The organism is Lactobacillus sp. ESL0703 (assembly GCF_029433435.1).
Lineage (GTDB): Bacteria > Bacillota > Bacilli > Lactobacillales > Lactobacillaceae > Lactobacillus.
The window spans coordinates 16,774-35,605 of record NZ_JAQTIB010000005.1 but is presented as its reverse complement, the minus strand read 5'-3'; the positions used below and the strand labels follow the sequence as shown (position 1 = coordinate 35,605).

Below are 18,832 nucleotides of genomic sequence, written 5' to 3'. Positions count from 1 at the left end.
TTATCCTCTTAATATCTTTTTCACTAATATTTTTGTCCTTAATTATAGACATTCGTATGATTATAAGCAACCGTTTTTAGCGCTTAATTATTGCTTGATATTCTTGAATAATAGTTTCTAATTGGTTAGCAACAGAAAAATGTTCGGTAATATAAGTTTTTTCGCGGATCGCCATTTCTTCTAATTCGTTTTTTGGTGTAGCAACTGCCTTACGCAACGCATTCGTAATTGAAGTAACATCTCCCACCTTAGCCACAAAGCCGCTGTCTTGATCTGGGATCATCATTTTAATATCCCCAACATCTGTGGACAATAGTGGCACTAAGTTATCACAGGCTTCGAGCAGAACCAGCGGGAAGCTTTCAGAATATGAAGTCAAAACCGCCAAATCCATACGCCGGTATAAATTCTGCAGCTGCTTTTGCGTCATGAAGCCCTGAAAGGTCACCTGCGGACCCAAATCCAGCTTTTGCACCAAATCTTTGAGTGCCACCATTTGCGAACCATCCCCAGCAATATACAGGTGAACATTGGCATTATCCAGATTCTTTAAAGCATGCAGTAGCAGTTCTTGCCCCTTAACTTTCTCAACACGAGCAACATTAATTAGATTAAAAGTTGGCTCGGGATATTTTGCCGGGATTTGACTATCTTGGTGAAAGAAAATGCCATTATAAATAACATGCACCTTATTCCGATCAACATGTGCCTTCTGGATAAGCAAATTAGCGAAGTTCTTCGTCACGGCAAAGACACAGTCGCTTTTTTTAAGCGCATAAAGATTAGCGGCAGTAAAAAGCTTTCCTAAGATGCCACGGTCTGCAAAGTCAAGGTAGGGATCCGAATGGACCGTCACACACCACTTGGCACTGAGCTTGCGCCGAATTAGGGACACAAATAAGTTGGCCCGAGCGCCATGAGTATGAATAATATCGTAATTACCATTATTAATAAAAGCTGCTAGCTTGCCCAAACTAGCTAAATCGTAACGACTATTAATTCCTAATACTGCTACTTGCAGATGTGCTTCACGGGCAGCGCGAGCAACCGGACCTTCAGCAAGGCAAAGCAAAGAAAAATCTTCGCCCTCCTTTTTGGCTTCCTTTAATAAGTTAACAATATGTGTCAGTCCCCCGCCTGCTTCCAAGCCAGCGTTGACGTGCAAAACTTTCATGTTACGTTATTTCCTTTTTTCTTCGTGAACTTCGTAGACAAATTTGGGTAAAACCATCATTCTCTTAAAGCGGCTCGGATTTTTGACCAAACGATAGAACCATTCAAGATGTACTTGCTGCCAAAATTGCGGTGCCCGCTTAACAGCTCCTGAAAAGACATCAAAGCTGCCGCCAACGCCCATCATTAATGCTGGCAACAAGTTCTTCCGTAATATTGCCAACAATTGCTCCTGGCGCGGTGAGCCTAAGGCAGCAAACACTAAGTCAGGTTCCGTACGTTCAATTTGGTAAGCCATCACTTCCAAATCCTCATTAAAATAGCCATCTTCAGCACCAACTAACTGAATGCCGGAATAATCACGGGCGATTTTTTCTTGGACAGCATGAATCACGTGGGGCTTAGCACCAATTAGGTAAACCCGCAAATTGCGCTCATTAGCCAATTTCATCAGCCATGTAAATAAATCATAGCCTGTTACCCGTTCCTTGAGCGGTGTATGTAACATCTTAGCTGCCTTAACAATCCCAATCCCATCAGGAGTAATATAATCAGCATCAAAATTCAAAATTTTCATAAATTCAGGATTTTCGTTCGCTGCCATCACAATTTCGGGATTAGCAGTAACAACAAACGTTGATTGGTGGGCATTAATCCGACCAACAAATTCATTTTTAAATTGGGTAAAACTTTTATTATCAAAGTCGACCCCTAAAACGTTTACTTTACTCAATTGTCAGCCTCCTAGAGCATTTTCTAATCCTATTTTAGCAAACAATTAGACCTTGCGGGATAAGTTTTAACTTTTATACTATAATATTGTTACAATTAAGGTAGCTGGATAATAGGAGCATTGACAAAATGAAAAAAATTATAACTTACGGCACATTCGATCTATTGCATTACGGCCACATCCGGCTGCTCAAACGGGCAAAAGAAATGGGCGACTACTTAATTGTTGGTCTTTCAACTGATGAATTTAACCAGCTGCAGAAGCACAAGGAATCTTACAACAATTATGCCGAGCGCAAATATATTTTGGAAGCAATCCGCTATGTAGACGAAGTCATTCCTGAAGACGGTTGGGACCAAAAAATCAGCGATATTCAAAAATATGACATTGATACCTTTGTCATGGGCAGCGACTGGCAAGGCAAATTTGATTTTCTAAAACCATATTGCCAAGTGGTTTACTTACCGCGGACTCCCGGAATTTCAACCAGCAAAATTAAGGCGGATCTAAAATAACTAACAAAAAAACACTGGATTAACAACTTAATCCAGTGTTTTTATTTTGAAAAAGTAAATTCGAAACGATCGGCAATATAACTAGCTCGGGTATACTCAAACGGCTCGCCCGTAGTCAATTCGGTTACCTGCAGTCTAGTAATTAAGGCCTCGCCCTTACGCGCATCAAGCAATCTTGCCGCATTTTCGTTAGCAACAGCTGCAGAAATATGCTCAGTTACCCGACCAACTTCATAGCCGCTTTTTGCCAAAGTTTGGTATAAATGAGAAGAAATATCAGATTTAGACATCTTTTGAATCAAACGATGGGGAATGGTAACCACTTCATAACAAATTGGCACATCATCGGCATAACGTATCCGTTCCATCCGCAAAATTTCTTCACTATCGTCCAGCTTCAACCGTTCTTTTTCTGATAAAGACGGCTTGCCAATATGATAAGAAATTAGCTTGCTTGATGGTGTCTGACCGTTGGCATGTGTAATCTCGGTAAATGACATAATCCCCGACATTTTTTCCTGCACCTTCTGACTGGCTACATAAGTACCACTGCCAAGGCGCCGCTCCAAAATGCCCTCGTCCTCTAACGTTTTGATTGCCTGCCGCAGTGTCATGCGGGATACGCCGAACTTCAATGCTAACTGTCGTTCTGCAGGGATCCGACTGCCAACCCGATAAACGTGGTTTTCAATATCACGCTTAATTTGATTATGAATTTTGATGTACATTGGTTCTTCCATGGCGCACTCCTCCAAATGTGTCCTTCCATTATAATCTAAATTGGTCTAATTTGCACAAACAAAAATGGCTAGATTGATTACGACTTTTTCTTAGCGGTCCACTTGATTCCTAAAATATTGACATTGGCTTTTGAACTGCATTCAACTGGAAGTAGTTCTTCACTTGAAGCCACCACGCTAACCCGCATTTGCGCACTATCTTGAACAGCTAGACTTGCACCATTAGGGTTAAAGACTAGGTCATGACCTTCAATCTGCGCGTGATCGCCCAATGCCAAAAAATATTGGTACTCAATACCGCCATTAAAGGTTACACGCCGTGCAACACAACTTGCCTCATCTTGAAAGTCAGCGTGATTTAAAATCACGGAGTTAATCAGTGTAATCTGGGTATCATTCACCGCGATTATTCGGTTCAGTTGACTATTTTGAATAATTACGTGCGGCTTTTTATCCAGATATATCCCACCGGTAAAAAAGCTATCAACAATATTGACCCAAGAATCGTCCGTAATATACATGCAGGCGTCATCATCAGACAAGACCTTGCTGTTTAACATATTCAGCCACGTTTTCCCTTGCAGTAAAATTGTATCGGCAACCGAATTATTCATATTTACTTCGGCATTAGTTTTGACAAAGGTATCAATACTGCCGTGAATCCGCGAATTATTAATAATCGCCGTCCCGTGACCTTCAAGTGCCAAAACACCAAATTCTTCAGCCACATTTTCAATGGAAGAATCGTTCATTTCCAAGCGAAAATCGGCATCCGCAAACAAGGACACCGAACCATTCATCACCTTGGTTGAATAAAGCTCCAAAGTAATCTTGCCGTTAGCTGCAATCGCTGCTGTATCATTGCCAAAGCCCTTAATCACACAATTGCGCAAACTAAGGTAAGTGTTGGCTTCGGCTGGCACAAACAAAGTATTATTATCATTATTCGTATTCAGACATAAATTTTCCAAATTAACGAACCGGCTGTCAGCAGCAACATTCACATAGCCCAAAATCATCGTATCTTCCGGCAAACTGCCAGTTCCCTTAATTGTAATGTCTGCTAAGGTAATTCCCTGCGGCAGCTCATAAAATCCGGGCTCCAAAAACATTACATCATCAGCGCGTAAATCCTTCAGCGCCTCATGCCAGCTGATTTCACCGCCACCAGCTCCCACTTTAATTAGTCTCGGCATAAAAATCCCTTTCTAAGTGAACAGTAAACTAGCTATTATTGTACTATTTTTTCAAGGTCTGTAGTTAAAAAGTAAATTTTACTCATCACTTCCCCTTTATTTTAGGAGGCTTACGCCATATTAAGCAAATTATTTTTAACAAAAAATATTCGAGAAAATCAACATTTTAGGGTAGAATGGAAGTGTATTTTAGAAAAATAACACAAGATTATTAAATAAATTTTAGAAAGGTTGGGTTTTACATGAAACATAACCACACACAATTAACTGGCTATGATAATTCTTCAAGTAAAAATATTATCAAATTTGGCTTAATCGGCTTGGCACTTACTTCCGGCCTAATGGGTCTTAATAAAGAGACTGCTCACGCCGCGACCACTGAAGCAGCTGCACCAGCAAAAACAGAAACAACTGCACCTAAGGCTGAAGTAACCAGTGCAACTAAGACGACTGACACTGACGCAAAACCTGTTGTTCGTCAAAAATTAACGGAATCATTTGATCCCGAAGAAAAGACGTTAGTCCACAATGCCTTCTTATACGATCAAGACGGCAAACGGGCCAACGATATTACAATGAATGCTGGTTCAACGGTTGAAACTTATGGTACAACCCTAATCAACAACCGGAAGTTTTACAATTTGAAGAACCAATTGTACATTGCTGCGGGAAACATTGAACGGCAAACTCGCGAACTTGGCCGTAATTCTTATATTTACGACCAAAATGGCGACCAAGGTCTGCCGATTGTTTTGGTTAAAGACCAATACATCCCTACTTTTGGTGACCCTGTTACTATTAATGGTACTGAATACTACTTAATTGACCAAAATCAATACGTTAAGAAGGATAACTTTGTCGAAGGTAAACCAACGCCGCAGCGTCCCGGTGATGTTAACGGCTTAGTTATTAACGGTGTTCTCAAGCACAAAGCCTACATTTACGATCAAGATGGTCAACGGACCAACAAGTTAATTTTAAAGATTGGTACTAAGTGCTACGCCGCTATTAGTGAGACCATCAACGGCAAAAAGTACTACGAATTTGACCACGGCCATAAGCGTGTCCTAGCAGCTAACATTGATGGTACAAAACGGACACTAGTGCGCAATTCCTACCTATATAATAAATACGGCAAACGTGTCGGGCATCAAGTACTACCTGCTAATACTAGTGTTCGCACTTACGGCAGTTCCGTCTTAATTAAGGGTCAACGTTACTTCATCGTTGATAACAACCACTACATTAAGCGCGCCAACTTTTAATAATTAAAATAAGGTATCCAGTCCAATGGCTGGATATTTTTTATTACAAAAAAGAAGCAACTTCAATTAAGAAGTTGCTTCTTTTCGGGTTGGGTGTTCTTAAAGAACTATTGGGTTAGCTGGATTCGAACCAGCGCATACTAGTACCAAAAACTAGTGCCTTACCGCTTGGCTATAACCCAATAAATGGAGGAAGGTGGATTCGAACCGCCGAACTCAGAGAGAGCGGTTTTACAGACCGCCGCGTTTAGCCACTTCGCTATTCCTCCATAACGCACGTTAATTATATTACCGAAAAACGTGCGTAATTGCAAGTGAAAATTGCCAAAATTTTATTTCTTATTTTCTTTGACAAACTTCTCCAGCCGCTTCAGACCTTCATTAATTGTTTCCATTGAAACCGCATAAGAAAATCTAATCCAGCCCTTGCCGCCTTTAGCAAAACATGAACCAGCAGTTACGGCGACACGAGCCTTATCAACCAATTCATAGATGAACTTTTCATCATCTTGTTCAAGGCCATCTGGAATTTTGGCAAAAATGTAGAATGCACCATCAGGTTTAACACATTCAAAGCCAATCTTGGTTAAACCATTATACAGCACATCGCGCCGCTTCAAGAACTCTGCCTTCATTGGCAATGCATCATCCATCCCATTCTTAAAGGCTTCTTCGGCAGCATCCTGCATTGGTGTCGGCTCAGTTGTGTTCACTGCTTGGTGAACCTTGGCAATCTGTTCCAAAATATCTTTCGGCGCACAAACAATCCCAATCCGATAACCAGTCATTGCCCAAGACTTGGAGACCCCATTCATCAAGATTACTTGGTCATGCAGGCTCTTTTCCATTGAAGCATGAGGTTGGTCATAATTAAGTTCACTATAAATTTCATCACAAATAACAAAAATCGGCTTGTCACGAACAACATCAGCCAAGGCATCAAGCTCTTCCTGGCTGTACATTGCACCTGTCGGGTTGCTCGGATAATTCATGATAAGCATCCGAACTTTGTCACCATATTCATCAAGGGCTTTTTGCAATTTGGCTGGCGTTAATTTAAAGTCATCAGCAGAAGTGTCAATTTCAACGATTTTAACACCTGTGCCAATAACCGTTTCATCAGTCATATACAGTGAAAAAACTGGCGTTGGAACAATTATTACATCTCCGGGATTCAAACAAGCCATTTCTGCATCAAAAATTGACTCTGTTACCCCATTAGTTACTAATACTTCAGTAGCTGGGTCATACTTTTGTCCGTACTTTTTAGCCAAAAACTGACTTGCCGCCGTTCTGAGTCCCATTGTACCGTTAGACGGTGCATAGTGAGAATGGTTATCATCAATGCTCTTCTTAGCAGCTTCTTTAATATGATCCGGCGTGTTAAAGTCAGGTTCACCCAACGTGAACTTTACAACATCCGGAATCTTGCTGGCATAATCAGAAAACTTCAAAATTGGATTTGAAGGAGCATCAGCTAAGCCTTTTTTCATGTAATTAATTAATTTAACCATATAATTTCACCAAACTTTCTTTTTTATTTGAATAAATTATACAATTAATATCATCATTTTTCTACAATTATTTTTTAATTTTTAGCTAATTTATTATTCTGATCCCTGTACCTGATCGCGTAACTTAGTCATCAATGGGTAATTATTAGTAAAAATCCCCGCAACATGACGCCGAAAGTATTCTTTAGCAACTTCTGGATCATCAACCGTCCAAATCCGCTGGGTTATCGCCTCCTGCGAAGCGATCAATTCCCTTGGATGAATTCCAGCAAAATCATTCTCCCTAATTAATCTGGCTGCATTAGTAACATCCTGATCTATCAAATAGCAGTAAGTCTGATTCGGGGCAATTTCTTGGCAATTCTTCAAAGTAACATAATCAAAGGATGAATAAATAAGTGGATGAACAAATTGATACTGCTTTGCTAAAGACAATACCGTTTTTTCAATTCCAAGATAATGGACAATTCCCGTCTTAAATTCCAGATTAATCAAAACATCCTTGCCGCTCAGCAAGTCAAATAATTCTCGCAGTTCGGGCACCTGCTCACCATTAGCCAAATGCAGTTGCCGCAGCTGCTTTAATGTGAAATCTTTAAGATAGCCCTTACCATCAGTTGTCCGGTCAACCCGTTCATCATGCATCACAACTGGGACACCATCTTTGGTTAAATGAACATCAAATTCAACCCCCTCAGCACCATTTTCAACCGCACTGCGAAAACCCGCAAGCGAATTTTCCGCAAATTTTGCGGGATAACCACGATGACCAAACACAATTGTCTTATTTTTAATAGTAGTCATAATCTTTGTCGCGCCCTTATTAATCAGTTAATAAATTACCAAAACTATCTTAAACCTATCGCAGTCACTTTTAAATAAAAAATAAAGTTTGCTTAATCCTAATTAACTTTTAATAACTAAGCAATTAAAATATTGGTAATTAAGAACTAATCTAGGAGACTGACATGAAGAAAAAGCATTTTTCAAAAAGCAAGAAGCAATTATTACTATTCAATGCAATCGCAATTAGTACAGCTATCTTAACCGGCACACAGAACACCGTTAATGCTGCAGCTTCTGATAATCAAGCTTCAACCGTTCAAACTGACAAGCAGATTACTACTGGGAGCGATGGAGACTGCAGTTGGACATACAATAAAAACTCACAAACATTAACCATTAGCGCTGGTAAGAACGGCAATCAGTTAGGAACTGAACAATTAGCAGCAATTGTCACTAACCGTAATAAATTTGGGGACGAAGATACTGAGGAACAAGTTTACAGCGACAGCTCACTTAAGCACATTGTCTTTACTGACCAAATTAAATTACCGGCAAATTCGCGTTACCTCTTCTGTGGACTTGAAGGCCTAGAAGACATTGCCGGCTTAAACAAAGTTGATACTAGCGGTGTGACTGATATGCACTTTTTATTTAAAGAAGATAATAATTTGCGCAGTCTTGACTTAAGTAATTTTGATACCAGTAACGTGACTGACATGGGTTGGATGTTTGCCGGCGACAGTAATTTAACTAGCCTTGATCTCAGCAAATTTAATACAGCTAAAGTTACTAATATGGAGGGCATGTTCGATTTCACACCCAAAGTTACTAGTCTAAATGTTGCTAACTTCAATACTAGCAACGTGACTAACATGAGCAACATGTTTTCAGGAACTGGGGCAACTACACTTGACCTTAATAATTTCAATACTAGTAAAGTTATACAAATGCGCAATATGATTGCTAATAATAAGGAACTAACTAAACTGGAATTAGGTAATTTAGATACGCATAACGTGACTGACTTTAACGGAATGCTCAGTAATAATCCTAAGTTAACGGCAATTGACGCCAGCAAACTGGATACTGCTAAAGCAACTGATATTAGCGCCATGTTTGAACGTGATACTGCTTTAACTAAATTGGACTTGCGCAACTTCAATACTAAGAACGTTAACCGCATGTTACTGGTCTTTGAAAGTGATCCAAATTTGACCGAACTTGACCTTTCAAGCTTTGATACAAGTAAAGTTACTAATATGGAAGGATTATTTGCTAACGATACTAACTTAACCAAACTAAATCTTTCAAGTTTCAATACCAAAAACGTGACTGATATGGATCAAATGTTTCTCGGTGTTGGACTAAGTCAAATTGATTTACACAATTTTGATACCAGTAAAGTTACTAACATGACTAAAATGTTTCAAAACACCCCAAATTTAACTAGTGTTGATTTGAGTAACTTTAATACTAAGAATGTAACTGATATGACCGACATGTTTAATGGTGCAACTAGTTTAACCGACCTTGATTTATCTAGTTTTAATACGAAAAAATTACGGCGCATGAGTAGTATGTTCAAGGGTGCTAAGAACTTACGAACCATTAATTTATCTAGTTTCAACACGAAAAAAGTCACGCATAATCGCTTTACTTTCCAAGATGATACTAGTCTAGTTAAATTAGACCTCACTAACTTTGACACTGACCACATCATTCATAATAATTTTAATCGAACCGATTTAATTCAAGATATGCTCAAAAATACGGGTGACCCTAATGGCTTTATTTTAAAGTTAGGTCAACACCGAATTTATCCTGATGCCAGCCTTGGCAGTGGCAAAGACCATATTCAAGCAGTCGGTTCAGGAACTGTCAATCAGCCAAAAGGCAAAACTTATACTACTAATGAATTACAAAATTTATATAATAAGTCCAATGCCCAGTGTCCTACTAATACTTATGTGATGTATCAAGCTGATAAGCAGCCGCAATTTACAGTTAAAAAATTACGTCATAATGCTTATGTCTACAACCAATTTGGTAAAAAAGTGCAAAAGAAGTCATTAAAGAAAAATCGTTCATTCGTTATCTTAGGACCAACTGTTACAATTAACGGGAACAGTTATTATTGCGTTGATAGCGGCAAGTATCTTAAAGAAAGCAATTTTAAGTAATAATTCTGTTATAATAAAAAGGGAGCAGTGGTATTACCCACACGCTCCCTTAAAAATATTGGGCTATTTCTTGAAATGGTCATACAGCCATGAAGAAATTAAGTTAGCTAGTATCCCTGATGCTAGACCCAAGATAATGAACCCATTTGAGGTTTACACCTCCTAGAATTACCATAATTGAGAGTGATTAAGTCTCTAGTAATTCCATTAGTCATTTTATCAAAATTTCATTTATTGACAATAGCATTAAATATTGTAGAATGATATTGAGTGAATCTTATTTGAGGCAAACCTCAAAAAGTCCTAAAGCCGATTACTTTAGGCAGTCATTAAAATGATCCTCTGTTAACGCAGAGGATTTTTTAATACCGTCATAAATCATTACGGTATTGTTAAGCTAAAGGAGGTTGGTAAATCACCGACCCCCCTGTAAACAATTTAACACCCTAAAGGGATGCACCGAATTTTGCACCTACATATTAATTAAATCTGATTATCTCAATCTATTACACAATCAATACTAAAAAACTTTGCACCGATTCTTAAAATTTTGCACCGCACATTTTTACTAAAATCTATTTAACTTAAATAAATGGCAAACAAAAAAGCCTGCTATTAAGGCTTTCTTGAGGCATCTAAGCTAATAGATTTAAATTACTGAACATATTTATTATAGCATTTTTCGGGTCACTTTTTTACGTTTAGACCAATTTTAGAATATTTTGATTAGCCTACCTTTGCAAAAATGTTGTAACCGAATGTTGTAACCTAACAACGTAATTCGGCATAATTTTACTTAATTTCATTTAACAAAAAAGTCTTAACACCAACGCTTGAAGCTAGTTGACATTAAGACTAATTACATCTATTGGGTTAGCTGGATTCGAACCAGCGCATACTAGTACCAAAAACTAGTGCCTTACCGCTTGGCTATAACCCAAACATTTGAGCTTTTACTTGTCACTCAACATTAATAAGTATAGAGAAATATGACACTTAAGTCAAGTATAAATTTTATTTTCTTGCTATAAGTTTAACTCATACGCATATCTCGCACCATCTGGTGTTGGATCAACATGAATTACACCGCGATAATGGAAGCCTGACTTCTTAATTAAGCCCTGCATTCTCTTGTTCATCGCGTGTGTATCAATGCGAAAATTATGAAATCCCAAAAACAGTCCTCGTGACAATAGATTCGAAATAAAAATTGCGCCTAAATGTTGCCCGCGATATTTATCAGAAATTGCAATTCGATGAATTGTCGCATATGCAGCTGTTGAGTTTTGCCAAGCACCTGCAATATCAACATAATTAGGATCAGGAGTAGTTTGTAAAACTGTAACCCCGGCAACTTCTTGGTCAACAATTAAGACGTATGCGCGCTGTTGAATAATATCATCTTGAAACATTTGCTCATTGGGATGACCATCTTGCCATTGCGGGCTGCCATCCTGTTTCAACAACTTTTTTGCTTGATTAATAATTGGCATAATTGCCGACAGATCAGTGTTTTGCGCTAAACGAATATAAATTGGCATGCTTTTCCTCCACTATGATTGATAATTTAATTTTAGTATAATGATAGTAATTATCGCAATAGCTAGGAGGAAATATTATGGCAATCAAACTAGTTGCAATCGACACTGACGGTACTTTGTTAAATTCAGACGGGCAGATTTTAGCCAGCACTAAAGAGGTGATTGCTAAAGCTCTTAAGCAAAATGTCAAAATTGTCCTTTGCTCTGGGCGGCCAATTGCTGGCCTTCAGCCCTACATGACAGAATTAGGCATTAATGGTCCTGACCAATATGCCGTTACCTTAAACGGAGCAATTACCCGCAACGCTGACGGTAAAATTATCACTAAGGATATGGTTAATAATGAGCTTTATCGCAAAATGACCGCATTTGCAATGGCTCATAAATTACCATTCAACGTTGTTGATGAGGATTCACATATTATTACCGCCGATCATAACATCGACTTTGTAGTTTATCTTCAAGCGTATGAAAATACGGCTCCACTATACGTTCGTACACCAGATGAAATGCCAAACGATTTTTCCGTTGCCAAAGGCTGCTTTGTTGGTGATCCTGAACTACTCGACCGCTATCAAGAAAGTATCACAGCAGAGTTCAATAAGGATCTCTATGTTATTCGTTCTGATCCACACTTTATCGAGCTGCTTAATCCCAAGGTTAACAAGGGCAACGGTCTAAAAGAACTTTGTGCAGCATTAAAAATTGACGCTAGCGAAGTCATGGCACTGGGCGATGAACGCAATGATATTTCCATGTTCAATTTTGCCGGCACTGGAGTATGCATGGGCAACGGCAGCGACCAAGCGAAAGAACAAGCTGATTATGTTACCAGTTCAAATGACGATGATGGTATCAGCAAAGCTTTTGCCAAATTTGTGTTTTAAACATTATAAGAAACAAAAAAAGACAGCTTACAATCATAGTAAGCTGTCTTTTTTGAATTTAAAATTATGGCTTAAAACTTAAATTATACTTCTTATCTTTAACAACATAAGTCGGCACACTGATAAAGTGCAACGAACAAATATCATCTGTTCGCGACACACTAAAACCGAAATAATTATAATCGCCATCATGGAGCGATCCCTGCGTATTAAACAAATCGCCAGCATGTTCCCATTCTTGGTAATAACTGCGTTTACCGCGATCACTCTCACCACTGCCAACATAGCCAAACATCATCTGCTTAATGCCAAAGTAAATACTCTTCTTCAGTTCAGTCATTGACAGTGTTTGCTTCTGGTTATAAAAACCGGCCATATCTTCAACATAATTATCATCCAAATTTAGGCCATTGGCTTGGCAAGCTTTAACAATTCCCGGCACATAATGACCATCCTTAATTGTCTTACCATTTTGTTCATATTCAGCGGAAATTGCCTGAGCCAACTTTTGCGTTCCAACACTATCAACCCAAGGCTTTAAGCCCAAGTTATCACGTGCTTGATTAATTAACCTAAGTGAGAAATCAGATAAAGTCGTTAATTGGTCCGGTGTAATATTAGCGAGGTCAACTTGCGTCTCATTATCTGCCTTACTTTCAGCAAGATTATTGCGGCTAAAAGTATTATCCTTCATCCCCTGCATGCAGGCAGCAATAAAACTGCTGCTGGGCTTACCTTCATATGCCTTAAGCAGTTCTGTTCTATTATATCCATGCGGCAGAACCATTTTCGCCTTAGTGTATGTAGCTGCTTTAGCTTTCTTGACTGTATTCACATCTTTAGCTAAAATCCAGTGCGCATTATTACCAATTTTATAAGCAGACCGCCGCTTTTTACCTATTCGACTTTTGGCACTATACGAATAACGATGCTTAGGCAAAGCATAATAATTAGAATGCTTACCTGATGCCCAATAAAGCCGGACTTTTTTCTTTGCCTTGACTTTAACATAACCTTGAGTTGCTGCTATTACAGGTTCTGTACTTGTCTGTACTTCCACCATACAAGTTAGCAATAAAGTAATACTAATTAAAGCGAGTACAAATTTGTTTTTCTTCATTTACTTTCCTCGATAGTCGATAGTTCAATATCTCTTTATGAGTTTAACTGTAATTTTAAAACTTATTAGTAGTTAATGCCAATTAATTTAATTTCACTTCTATAGTTAAAACAGGCGATTTGCCAAATAATTATTTTTCCATTAAAGTTATTATTTGGTACTTTTAACAAATAAAGAAATTGAAAGAACGTGTTAATGTGAAAAAGAAAAATTTTTTAATTGGTACAGGGATCTTGCTTATCGCGGCTAATCTACGGCTGCCTATCACAATGATCCCACCAATCTTACCTTGGCTGCACAGTGAAATTGGCCTGGCGTCAAGTATGAGCGGTTGGCTGACTACTATTCCGTTAATTATGTTTGCCCTGCTATCGCCAATTATTGCTCACCTTGGTATTAAGCAAGGTAATGCAAAAGTGCTATTTTTTACACTTTTAATCCTAGCAATTGGCGGCTACTTGCGGATCATTCCCAGCAGCTTCTTCTTATTACTAGGAACGGTATTAATCGGTATCGGCATTTCCGGCGGTAATGTTCTCTTGCCGGCAGTCATTCAGGAATATTTTCCAACTAAGGCAACACTGTTTACCAGCCTTTACACTTTTACTATGGGGTCAGTCGCATCTTTAGGAACCGGACTTGCGGCACCATTAGTTAAAAAAATCAACTTGCCTTCCACACTAGCAATCTTTAGCTTAGTTGGTCTTGCTGGCTTTCTACTATGGGCAGTTGTCGTTCGGGTAGTTCCTAAGCCGCATCATGCCCAAGTAACCACGAAAAATAAAGTTACTTCAATTAGTCATTATCAATTAACCTGGCTGATTACCTTCTTCTTTGGTACACAGTCGCTGCTCTACTATTCAATGATGACCTGGCTGCCAAGCTTTTGGACCAGCACTGGCTTTAGCGTTACAACTGCCGGGATTCTGGCAACCCTATTCCAATTATGTGGTATGCCAATGTCTTTATTGACACCAATTATTGCCCGTAAAAAGGTTGGGAGGATAATTGCTTCAAGTATCGTTGGTGGTGGATTCGCTGTTGGAGCTGGTCTCTTACTACTATTCCCCGGTAATTTTACTGCCAATGCAATTTTAGCCGTTATTTTAGGAATCGGTTCTGGTTCAGCCTTCAGTCTCTGCGTTATCTTTTTCCAAAAGAAGTCAGCTAACTTCCAACAAACAGCGCAATTATCAGGGACAGCTCAATCATTCGGCTATCTCTTAGCAGCAATTGGTCCTGCATTATCAGGCTATTTGCAAGGATTATTTCATTCCTGGACACCAATCTTTATTGCTTACACAATTTTAGGTGTTCTACTGTTAATTTCAGGAATTATTATTACTAATAAAAAGCCATTAAGTTAAAAAACTTTAGTAAATAGGCGCTAGTCAAAATGATTAGCGCCTATTTTTTAATTATTCAATTTTTTGATATTGGTAGTTTAGAAATTAGTACCAGCCATTTGCTTGCCAGAAAGCTTTAGCAGCTGTCCATGAGCCGTAACGGCTAGCAACATAATTATCTGCAACTCGTTCTTGATTAGCGGCAGAATAATCGCCGTTAAGGTATGAAGAAGAAAGTTGGTATTTACCAATGTATTGGCCATTTTGTGCACTGTATGAGCCACCAGATTCACGACCAGCAATCCATGCCTTGGCACTGGATTCTGAGTCTGAAGTAGTTGTAGCAACAGTTTGAGTAGCAGCTGCATTATTAGTGTTAGCTACTTCATTATTTGTACTAGTTGCTTGAACTTGTTCTTGGGTATTTTGAGCTGGGTAGTAGCCTTTGTTAACATATTCAGCTCTAACCCATTGATTCTTACCAAGGTCGTACCATTTATTGCCTTGAGCATCATAAGCGGTTCTGATAACCTTCCAAGAAGAATTACTTGGTAAAACTTGACCGGTAGCTACTGGATTCTCGTAATTATTCCAAACGTGAATCGAGTTACCGTCAACGTAGTTTACTGTAACAACTGCTGCATCATTAGCAACTGTTGCTGCGTGAACTGTACTTGTTTTCGCACTATTCATCACTACTGCACCTGAAACTGATAATGCTGCTACTGCTGCCGATTTAACTAAGATAGATTTTACCTTCAAAAATTTTCTCTCCTTAATAAAAAATTTCATATCCTTTTCTTTCCCAAACTAAGAAAATCAAAAACGATTTACTCAATTTGATTGTCTCTATACTACAGTGTAAAAATGTCAGAACCATAACAGAACTATCTCTCAGGCTTTAAGAATTGATTACTCGATGAAACGATTATGTAATAATTGTAATATTTCACAAAAGCGCTTTCTTAAGTTGGATGTCGTTATACCAAGCGTTGCCTTTATTGCTTAATCAAGCTTGCACCTAGCAAATGGTCTAGACAGTAATTGACTTTGCAACACAATTGCAAAAATTGTTGCGAACACTATTCTTCTATTATCGCGAAAAGTGCTATAGTTAAATTGTATATTTAATGAAAGGAAAATTATTATGAGCAAATACGTTGTTGAATTGGACGAAAAAGACTGGCAAATGATTAAAGACTGTCACTCAAAGAACCCTTCATTGATGAAAGCAATGAATGAGGCTAAAAAAGTTGAAGATTAGTCTTAATAATTAAGCTTCCTTATTTAAGGAAGCTTTTTTATTGCGCAAAATTTATATGTACTTTTTAGATAACGGCGTTATCATATTTTTAAAGCATTAGATAACACTGTTATCCAAATTAGGAGGTATGAAATATGAAGGAAACAGAAAAGCAATTAGTAGAAAAAGCAATCAAAGTTATTGATCAAGAAGGTTTTCAAAATCTCTCATTGCGTAAATTAACAGCTGCCATTGGCTTGACGACTGGTGCTTTCTACAAACACTTTAACAGTAAGGATGACCTGTTTAAACAGGCAACTATTAGGCTTTCACAAGAATTTATTGTCCAAATTGACTTTCACAGTGATACGCCAGAAAAACAACTCTTACAAATTGCCGACTATTTTATTAAGCAGGTACAAGAACATCCCAATACAATGGATTTTCTCTTTTTCAATAATAATGCAACCCTAGCCTTTAAAAATAACGATCATGAATTTCCTTTTTTAACCAAAATGCTTCAATTAACTGACCAAATTACTCAAAACAGCAACATTACTAGTCATGATTTCTTCATTCAAATCTGGTCGTTCATCCAAGGTTACTCGCTCCTAATTAAAATGGAAACATTAATTATCTATTGTCATCCATACAACAAAAGCTTTAACCACGCTGTCTTAACGGCCGTCAAAGAAAACCTCATTCAAAATAAACGTGACTTTAACATAATTGATCTTTACCAAGATAGTTTTAACCCAATTTACGATCAAGAAGAACTACGTTTATTCCACGAAGGTGGTACACATGATCCACTTGTCAAAAAATATTTAACAATGTTACAAAGAGCAACAACCATTATTTTTATTACTCCTCTTTGGTGGAACAGTATTCCCGGTATGCTTAAAGGTTTCATTGATAAAGTGATGAAAGAAGGAACGGGGCTGTCACATACTGTTTCTAAAACCGGCATTCATGGTGAATTAACTAATATCAAGCATACCTATGTCCTTAACAACCTCAACTTCACCGAAGTTTTATCTTCGCTTATTTTGCGGTAACGCGATTAAAAAAATTTTTATTAATCAAACTTTACGCCAGCTGGGCATGCAAGACTGTCATTGGTTACACTTCGGTGGCATTACTAATTCTTCGTTAGCTAGACGCCAAAAATATCTAAGTAAAATCAAAAAATACCATTTCAAATAACTAAAAAACACAAGCTTCCTATTAAGAAACCTGTGCTTTTTAATTATTAATCTAATTTAACATCATTATCAGTCTTACCTGTCAGCAAAACCTGATGAAAGTTCTCATAACTAACAGCAATCATATCAGTTAAGGCTGGACTCGTATAAGAACCAATATGCGGCGTGAGCAATACTTTCGGATATAATTCTTCCAAGGCCTTAACCTGGCCATCAGTAATTTCTCCTTCAAAATTGTGTCCCATTACCTTAGTTTCATTAGGTAAAACATCTGAAGCAAAGCCGGCAATTGTACCATTTTTGACAGCAGCAATAATGGCATCATAATCTGCTAATTGGGTCCGTGCTGTATTAACTAATACCGCTGACGGTTTCATTTTACTTAAAAAGTCCGCATCAATCAGCCGATCATTTTGCCCAGGAAAATATGGCACATGAATTGAAACAATATCAGACTTAGCGAGCAATTCATCCTGACTGACAAATGTTGCAAATTGTTTAGCATAATCACTCGGATATGGGTCAAATGCCAAAACTTTAGCACCAAAACCATGGTAAAGCTTAGCTTCGGTAGCACCAATTCGTCCTGTACCAATTATGCCAACAGTCCCAGAATGAATTTCTCCAGAAAACATACCGGGACCCACTCGAAAATCACCATTGTTCGTACTAGTTGTCGCAAGTGAAAGGTGACGAAACAACATCATTCCCAGAGTTAGTGCTAGTTCGGCAACCGCATATGGCGAATATGCTGGAACCCGCGCCACTTTCATCTGATATTTTGCACAAGTTTTTAAGTCAATGTGATTAAAGCCAACTGTCCTCGTGAAAACATACTTAATTCCCCAATCATGAAACATGGTCAAGTTCTCAGCGTCAGCAATACAATTAGCCCTTAACAATACGGCATCTGCATTCTTAGCAGTTGCCACATTGTCATGTGTCAACAAATCCCTTTCCAGCTGTAAGTCATAATTGTACTTGTTTAAGTTTTCAAAATAAGGCACTTCATTTTCACGAACACCATAAGCCACAATTTTAAACATCTTGTATCTCCTTATAATTACATTAAATATTTTTAACTTATTAAAAATAATTTAATACTAATTTACACTAAAACAAAAAAACATTCTATGATTTTATCAATAGAATGTTTTAAATTTATATCCTAAAATATATAATAAAAATAAATTAAAAAATATATTGTATTTTAATTTTAATGCTGCTATGATTTATAAAAATATAAATGCTACTGTAATAAAATAATACAAGAATTGAAGGTAAATATTATGAAGAAAGGTAAATTCGTTAAATACTTGGGCGTAAGGTTGCTCTAAAAATAGACTCATTATTTTCAAAAAATATGGTTAATTATTTAGCCTCATAAT

General features: G+C 37.9%; 15 protein-coding genes, 3 tRNA genes and 2 pseudogenes. 7 read left to right on the top strand and 13 right to left on the bottom strand.

Annotation, left to right across the window (positions count from 1 at the left end; genetic code table 11):
• Nucleotides 1–76: 76 nt before the first annotated feature.
• Nucleotides 77–1,174 (bottom strand): glycosyltransferase, encoded by a 1,098-nt coding sequence (locus tag PT278_RS07400; RefSeq protein WP_277131364.1) that lies wholly within the window; start codon nt 1,172–1,174, stop codon nt 77–79.
• 6 nt (nt 1,175–1,180) lie between these two features.
• Nucleotides 1,181–1,906, bottom strand: coding sequence for a WecB/TagA/CpsF family glycosyltransferase (locus tag PT278_RS07395; protein WP_277131361.1), 726 nt, complete (start codon nt 1,904–1,906; stop codon nt 1,181–1,183).
• Nucleotides 1,907–2,034: 128 nt separating this feature from the next.
• On the opposite strand from PT278_RS07395, the gene tagD reads away from it, so the two are divergent.
• The gene (gene tagD / locus PT278_RS07390) at nt 2,035–2,421 is read left to right on the top strand and encodes a glycerol-3-phosphate cytidylyltransferase (RefSeq protein ID WP_277131359.1); all 387 of its coding nucleotides are present in this window, start codon (nt 2,035–2,037) and stop codon (nt 2,419–2,421) included.
• Between the two features lie 41 nt (nt 2,422–2,462).
• On the opposite strand, the gene PT278_RS07385 is transcribed toward tagD, so the two are convergent.
• The gene (locus PT278_RS07385) at nt 2,463–3,161 is read right to left on the bottom strand and encodes a GntR family transcriptional regulator (RefSeq protein WP_277131358.1); all 699 of its coding nucleotides are present in this window, start codon (nt 3,159–3,161) and stop codon (nt 2,463–2,465) included.
• 77 nt (nt 3,162–3,238) lie between these two features.
• Nucleotides 3,239–4,357, bottom strand: a complete 1,119-nt coding sequence (locus tag PT278_RS07380) for a hypothetical protein (RefSeq protein ID WP_277131356.1) — start codon at nt 4,355–4,357, stop codon at nt 3,239–3,241.
• A 242-nt stretch (nt 4,358–4,599) separates the two neighbouring features.
• On the opposite strand from PT278_RS07380, the gene PT278_RS07375 reads away from it, so the two are divergent.
• A complete protein-coding gene (locus PT278_RS07375) occupies nt 4,600–5,622 on the top strand; it encodes an SLAP domain-containing protein (protein ID WP_277131355.1) in 1,023 nt (340 codons plus the stop codon).
• Between the two features lie 110 nt (nt 5,623–5,732).
• Here the strand turns inward: PT278_RS07375 and PT278_RS07370 are convergent.
• From PT278_RS07370 to PT278_RS07355, 4 genes are all read right to left on the bottom strand, one after another.
• Nucleotides 5,733–5,804: transfer RNA gene (locus PT278_RS07370), tRNA-Gln, on the bottom strand.
• A gap of 5 nt (nt 5,805–5,809) precedes the next feature.
• Nucleotides 5,810–5,891 (bottom strand) — tRNA-Tyr (locus tag PT278_RS07365).
• 63 nt (nt 5,892–5,954) lie between these two features.
• Nucleotides 5,955–7,136, bottom strand: coding sequence for an aminotransferase class I/II-fold pyridoxal phosphate-dependent enzyme (locus tag PT278_RS07360; RefSeq protein ID WP_277131353.1), 1,182 nt, complete (start codon nt 7,134–7,136; stop codon nt 5,955–5,957).
• Nucleotides 7,137–7,229: 93 nt separating this feature from the next.
• Nucleotides 7,230–7,940, bottom strand: coding sequence for a glycerophosphodiester phosphodiesterase family protein (locus PT278_RS07355; protein WP_277131352.1), 711 nt, complete (start codon nt 7,938–7,940; stop codon nt 7,230–7,232).
• A gap of 164 nt (nt 7,941–8,104) precedes the next feature.
• On the opposite strand from PT278_RS07355, the gene PT278_RS07350 reads away from it, so the two are divergent.
• Nucleotides 8,105–10,102, top strand: coding sequence for a BspA family leucine-rich repeat surface protein (locus tag PT278_RS07350; RefSeq protein WP_277131349.1), 1,998 nt, complete (start codon nt 8,105–8,107; stop codon nt 10,100–10,102).
• Nucleotides 10,103–10,970: 868 nt separating this feature from the next.
• Here PT278_RS07350 and PT278_RS07345 read toward each other — a convergent pair.
• Together PT278_RS07345 and PT278_RS07340 are read right to left on the bottom strand one after the other, a co-directional pair.
• Nucleotides 10,971–11,042 (bottom strand) — tRNA-Gln (locus PT278_RS07345).
• Nucleotides 11,043–11,127: 85 nt separating this feature from the next.
• Nucleotides 11,128–11,643 (bottom strand): GNAT family N-acetyltransferase, encoded by a 516-nt coding sequence (locus PT278_RS07340; RefSeq protein WP_277131347.1) that lies wholly within the window; start codon nt 11,641–11,643, stop codon nt 11,128–11,130.
• A 77-nt stretch (nt 11,644–11,720) separates the two neighbouring features.
• On the opposite strand from PT278_RS07340, the gene PT278_RS07335 reads away from it, so the two are divergent.
• Nucleotides 11,721–12,530 carry a Cof-type HAD-IIB family hydrolase gene (locus tag PT278_RS07335; protein WP_277131344.1) on the top strand — a complete coding sequence of 270 codons (810 nt, stop codon included), beginning with the start codon at nt 11,721–11,723 and terminating at the stop codon, nt 12,528–12,530.
• A 64-nt stretch (nt 12,531–12,594) separates the two neighbouring features.
• On the opposite strand, the gene PT278_RS07330 is transcribed toward PT278_RS07335, so the two are convergent.
• A complete protein-coding gene (locus PT278_RS07330; protein WP_277131342.1) occupies nt 12,595–13,650 on the bottom strand; it encodes an SEC10/PgrA surface exclusion domain-containing protein in 1,056 nt (351 codons plus the stop codon).
• Between the two features lie 197 nt (nt 13,651–13,847).
• On the opposite strand from PT278_RS07330, the gene PT278_RS07325 reads away from it, so the two are divergent.
• Nucleotides 13,848–15,017, top strand: coding sequence for an MFS transporter (locus PT278_RS07325; RefSeq protein ID WP_277131340.1), 1,170 nt, complete (start codon nt 13,848–13,850; stop codon nt 15,015–15,017).
• Between the two features lie 84 nt (nt 15,018–15,101).
• Here PT278_RS07325 and PT278_RS07320 read toward each other — a convergent pair whose 3' ends face one another.
• The gene (locus tag PT278_RS07320) at nt 15,102–15,758 is read right to left on the bottom strand and encodes a hypothetical protein (protein ID WP_277131338.1); all 657 of its coding nucleotides are present in this window, start codon (nt 15,756–15,758) and stop codon (nt 15,102–15,104) included.
• Between the two features lie 636 nt (nt 15,759–16,394).
• Between PT278_RS07320 and PT278_RS07315 the strand changes: the two are divergent.
• Both PT278_RS07315 and PT278_RS07310 read left to right on the top strand, forming a co-directional pair.
• Nucleotides 16,395–16,541: pseudogene (locus PT278_RS07315) on the top strand (TetR/AcrR family transcriptional regulator); the annotation flags it as partial.
• Between the two features lie 318 nt (nt 16,542–16,859).
• A pseudogene (locus PT278_RS07310) lies at nt 16,860–17,445 on the top strand (NAD(P)H-dependent oxidoreductase).
• Nucleotides 17,446–17,491: 46 nt separating this feature from the next.
• Here the strand turns inward: PT278_RS07310 and PT278_RS07305 are convergent.
• Nucleotides 17,492–18,490 carry an NAD(P)-dependent oxidoreductase gene (locus PT278_RS07305; RefSeq protein WP_277131336.1) on the bottom strand — a complete coding sequence of 333 codons (999 nt, stop codon included), beginning with the start codon at nt 18,488–18,490 and terminating at the stop codon, nt 17,492–17,494.
• Between the last annotated feature and the right edge of the window lie 342 nt (nt 18,491–18,832).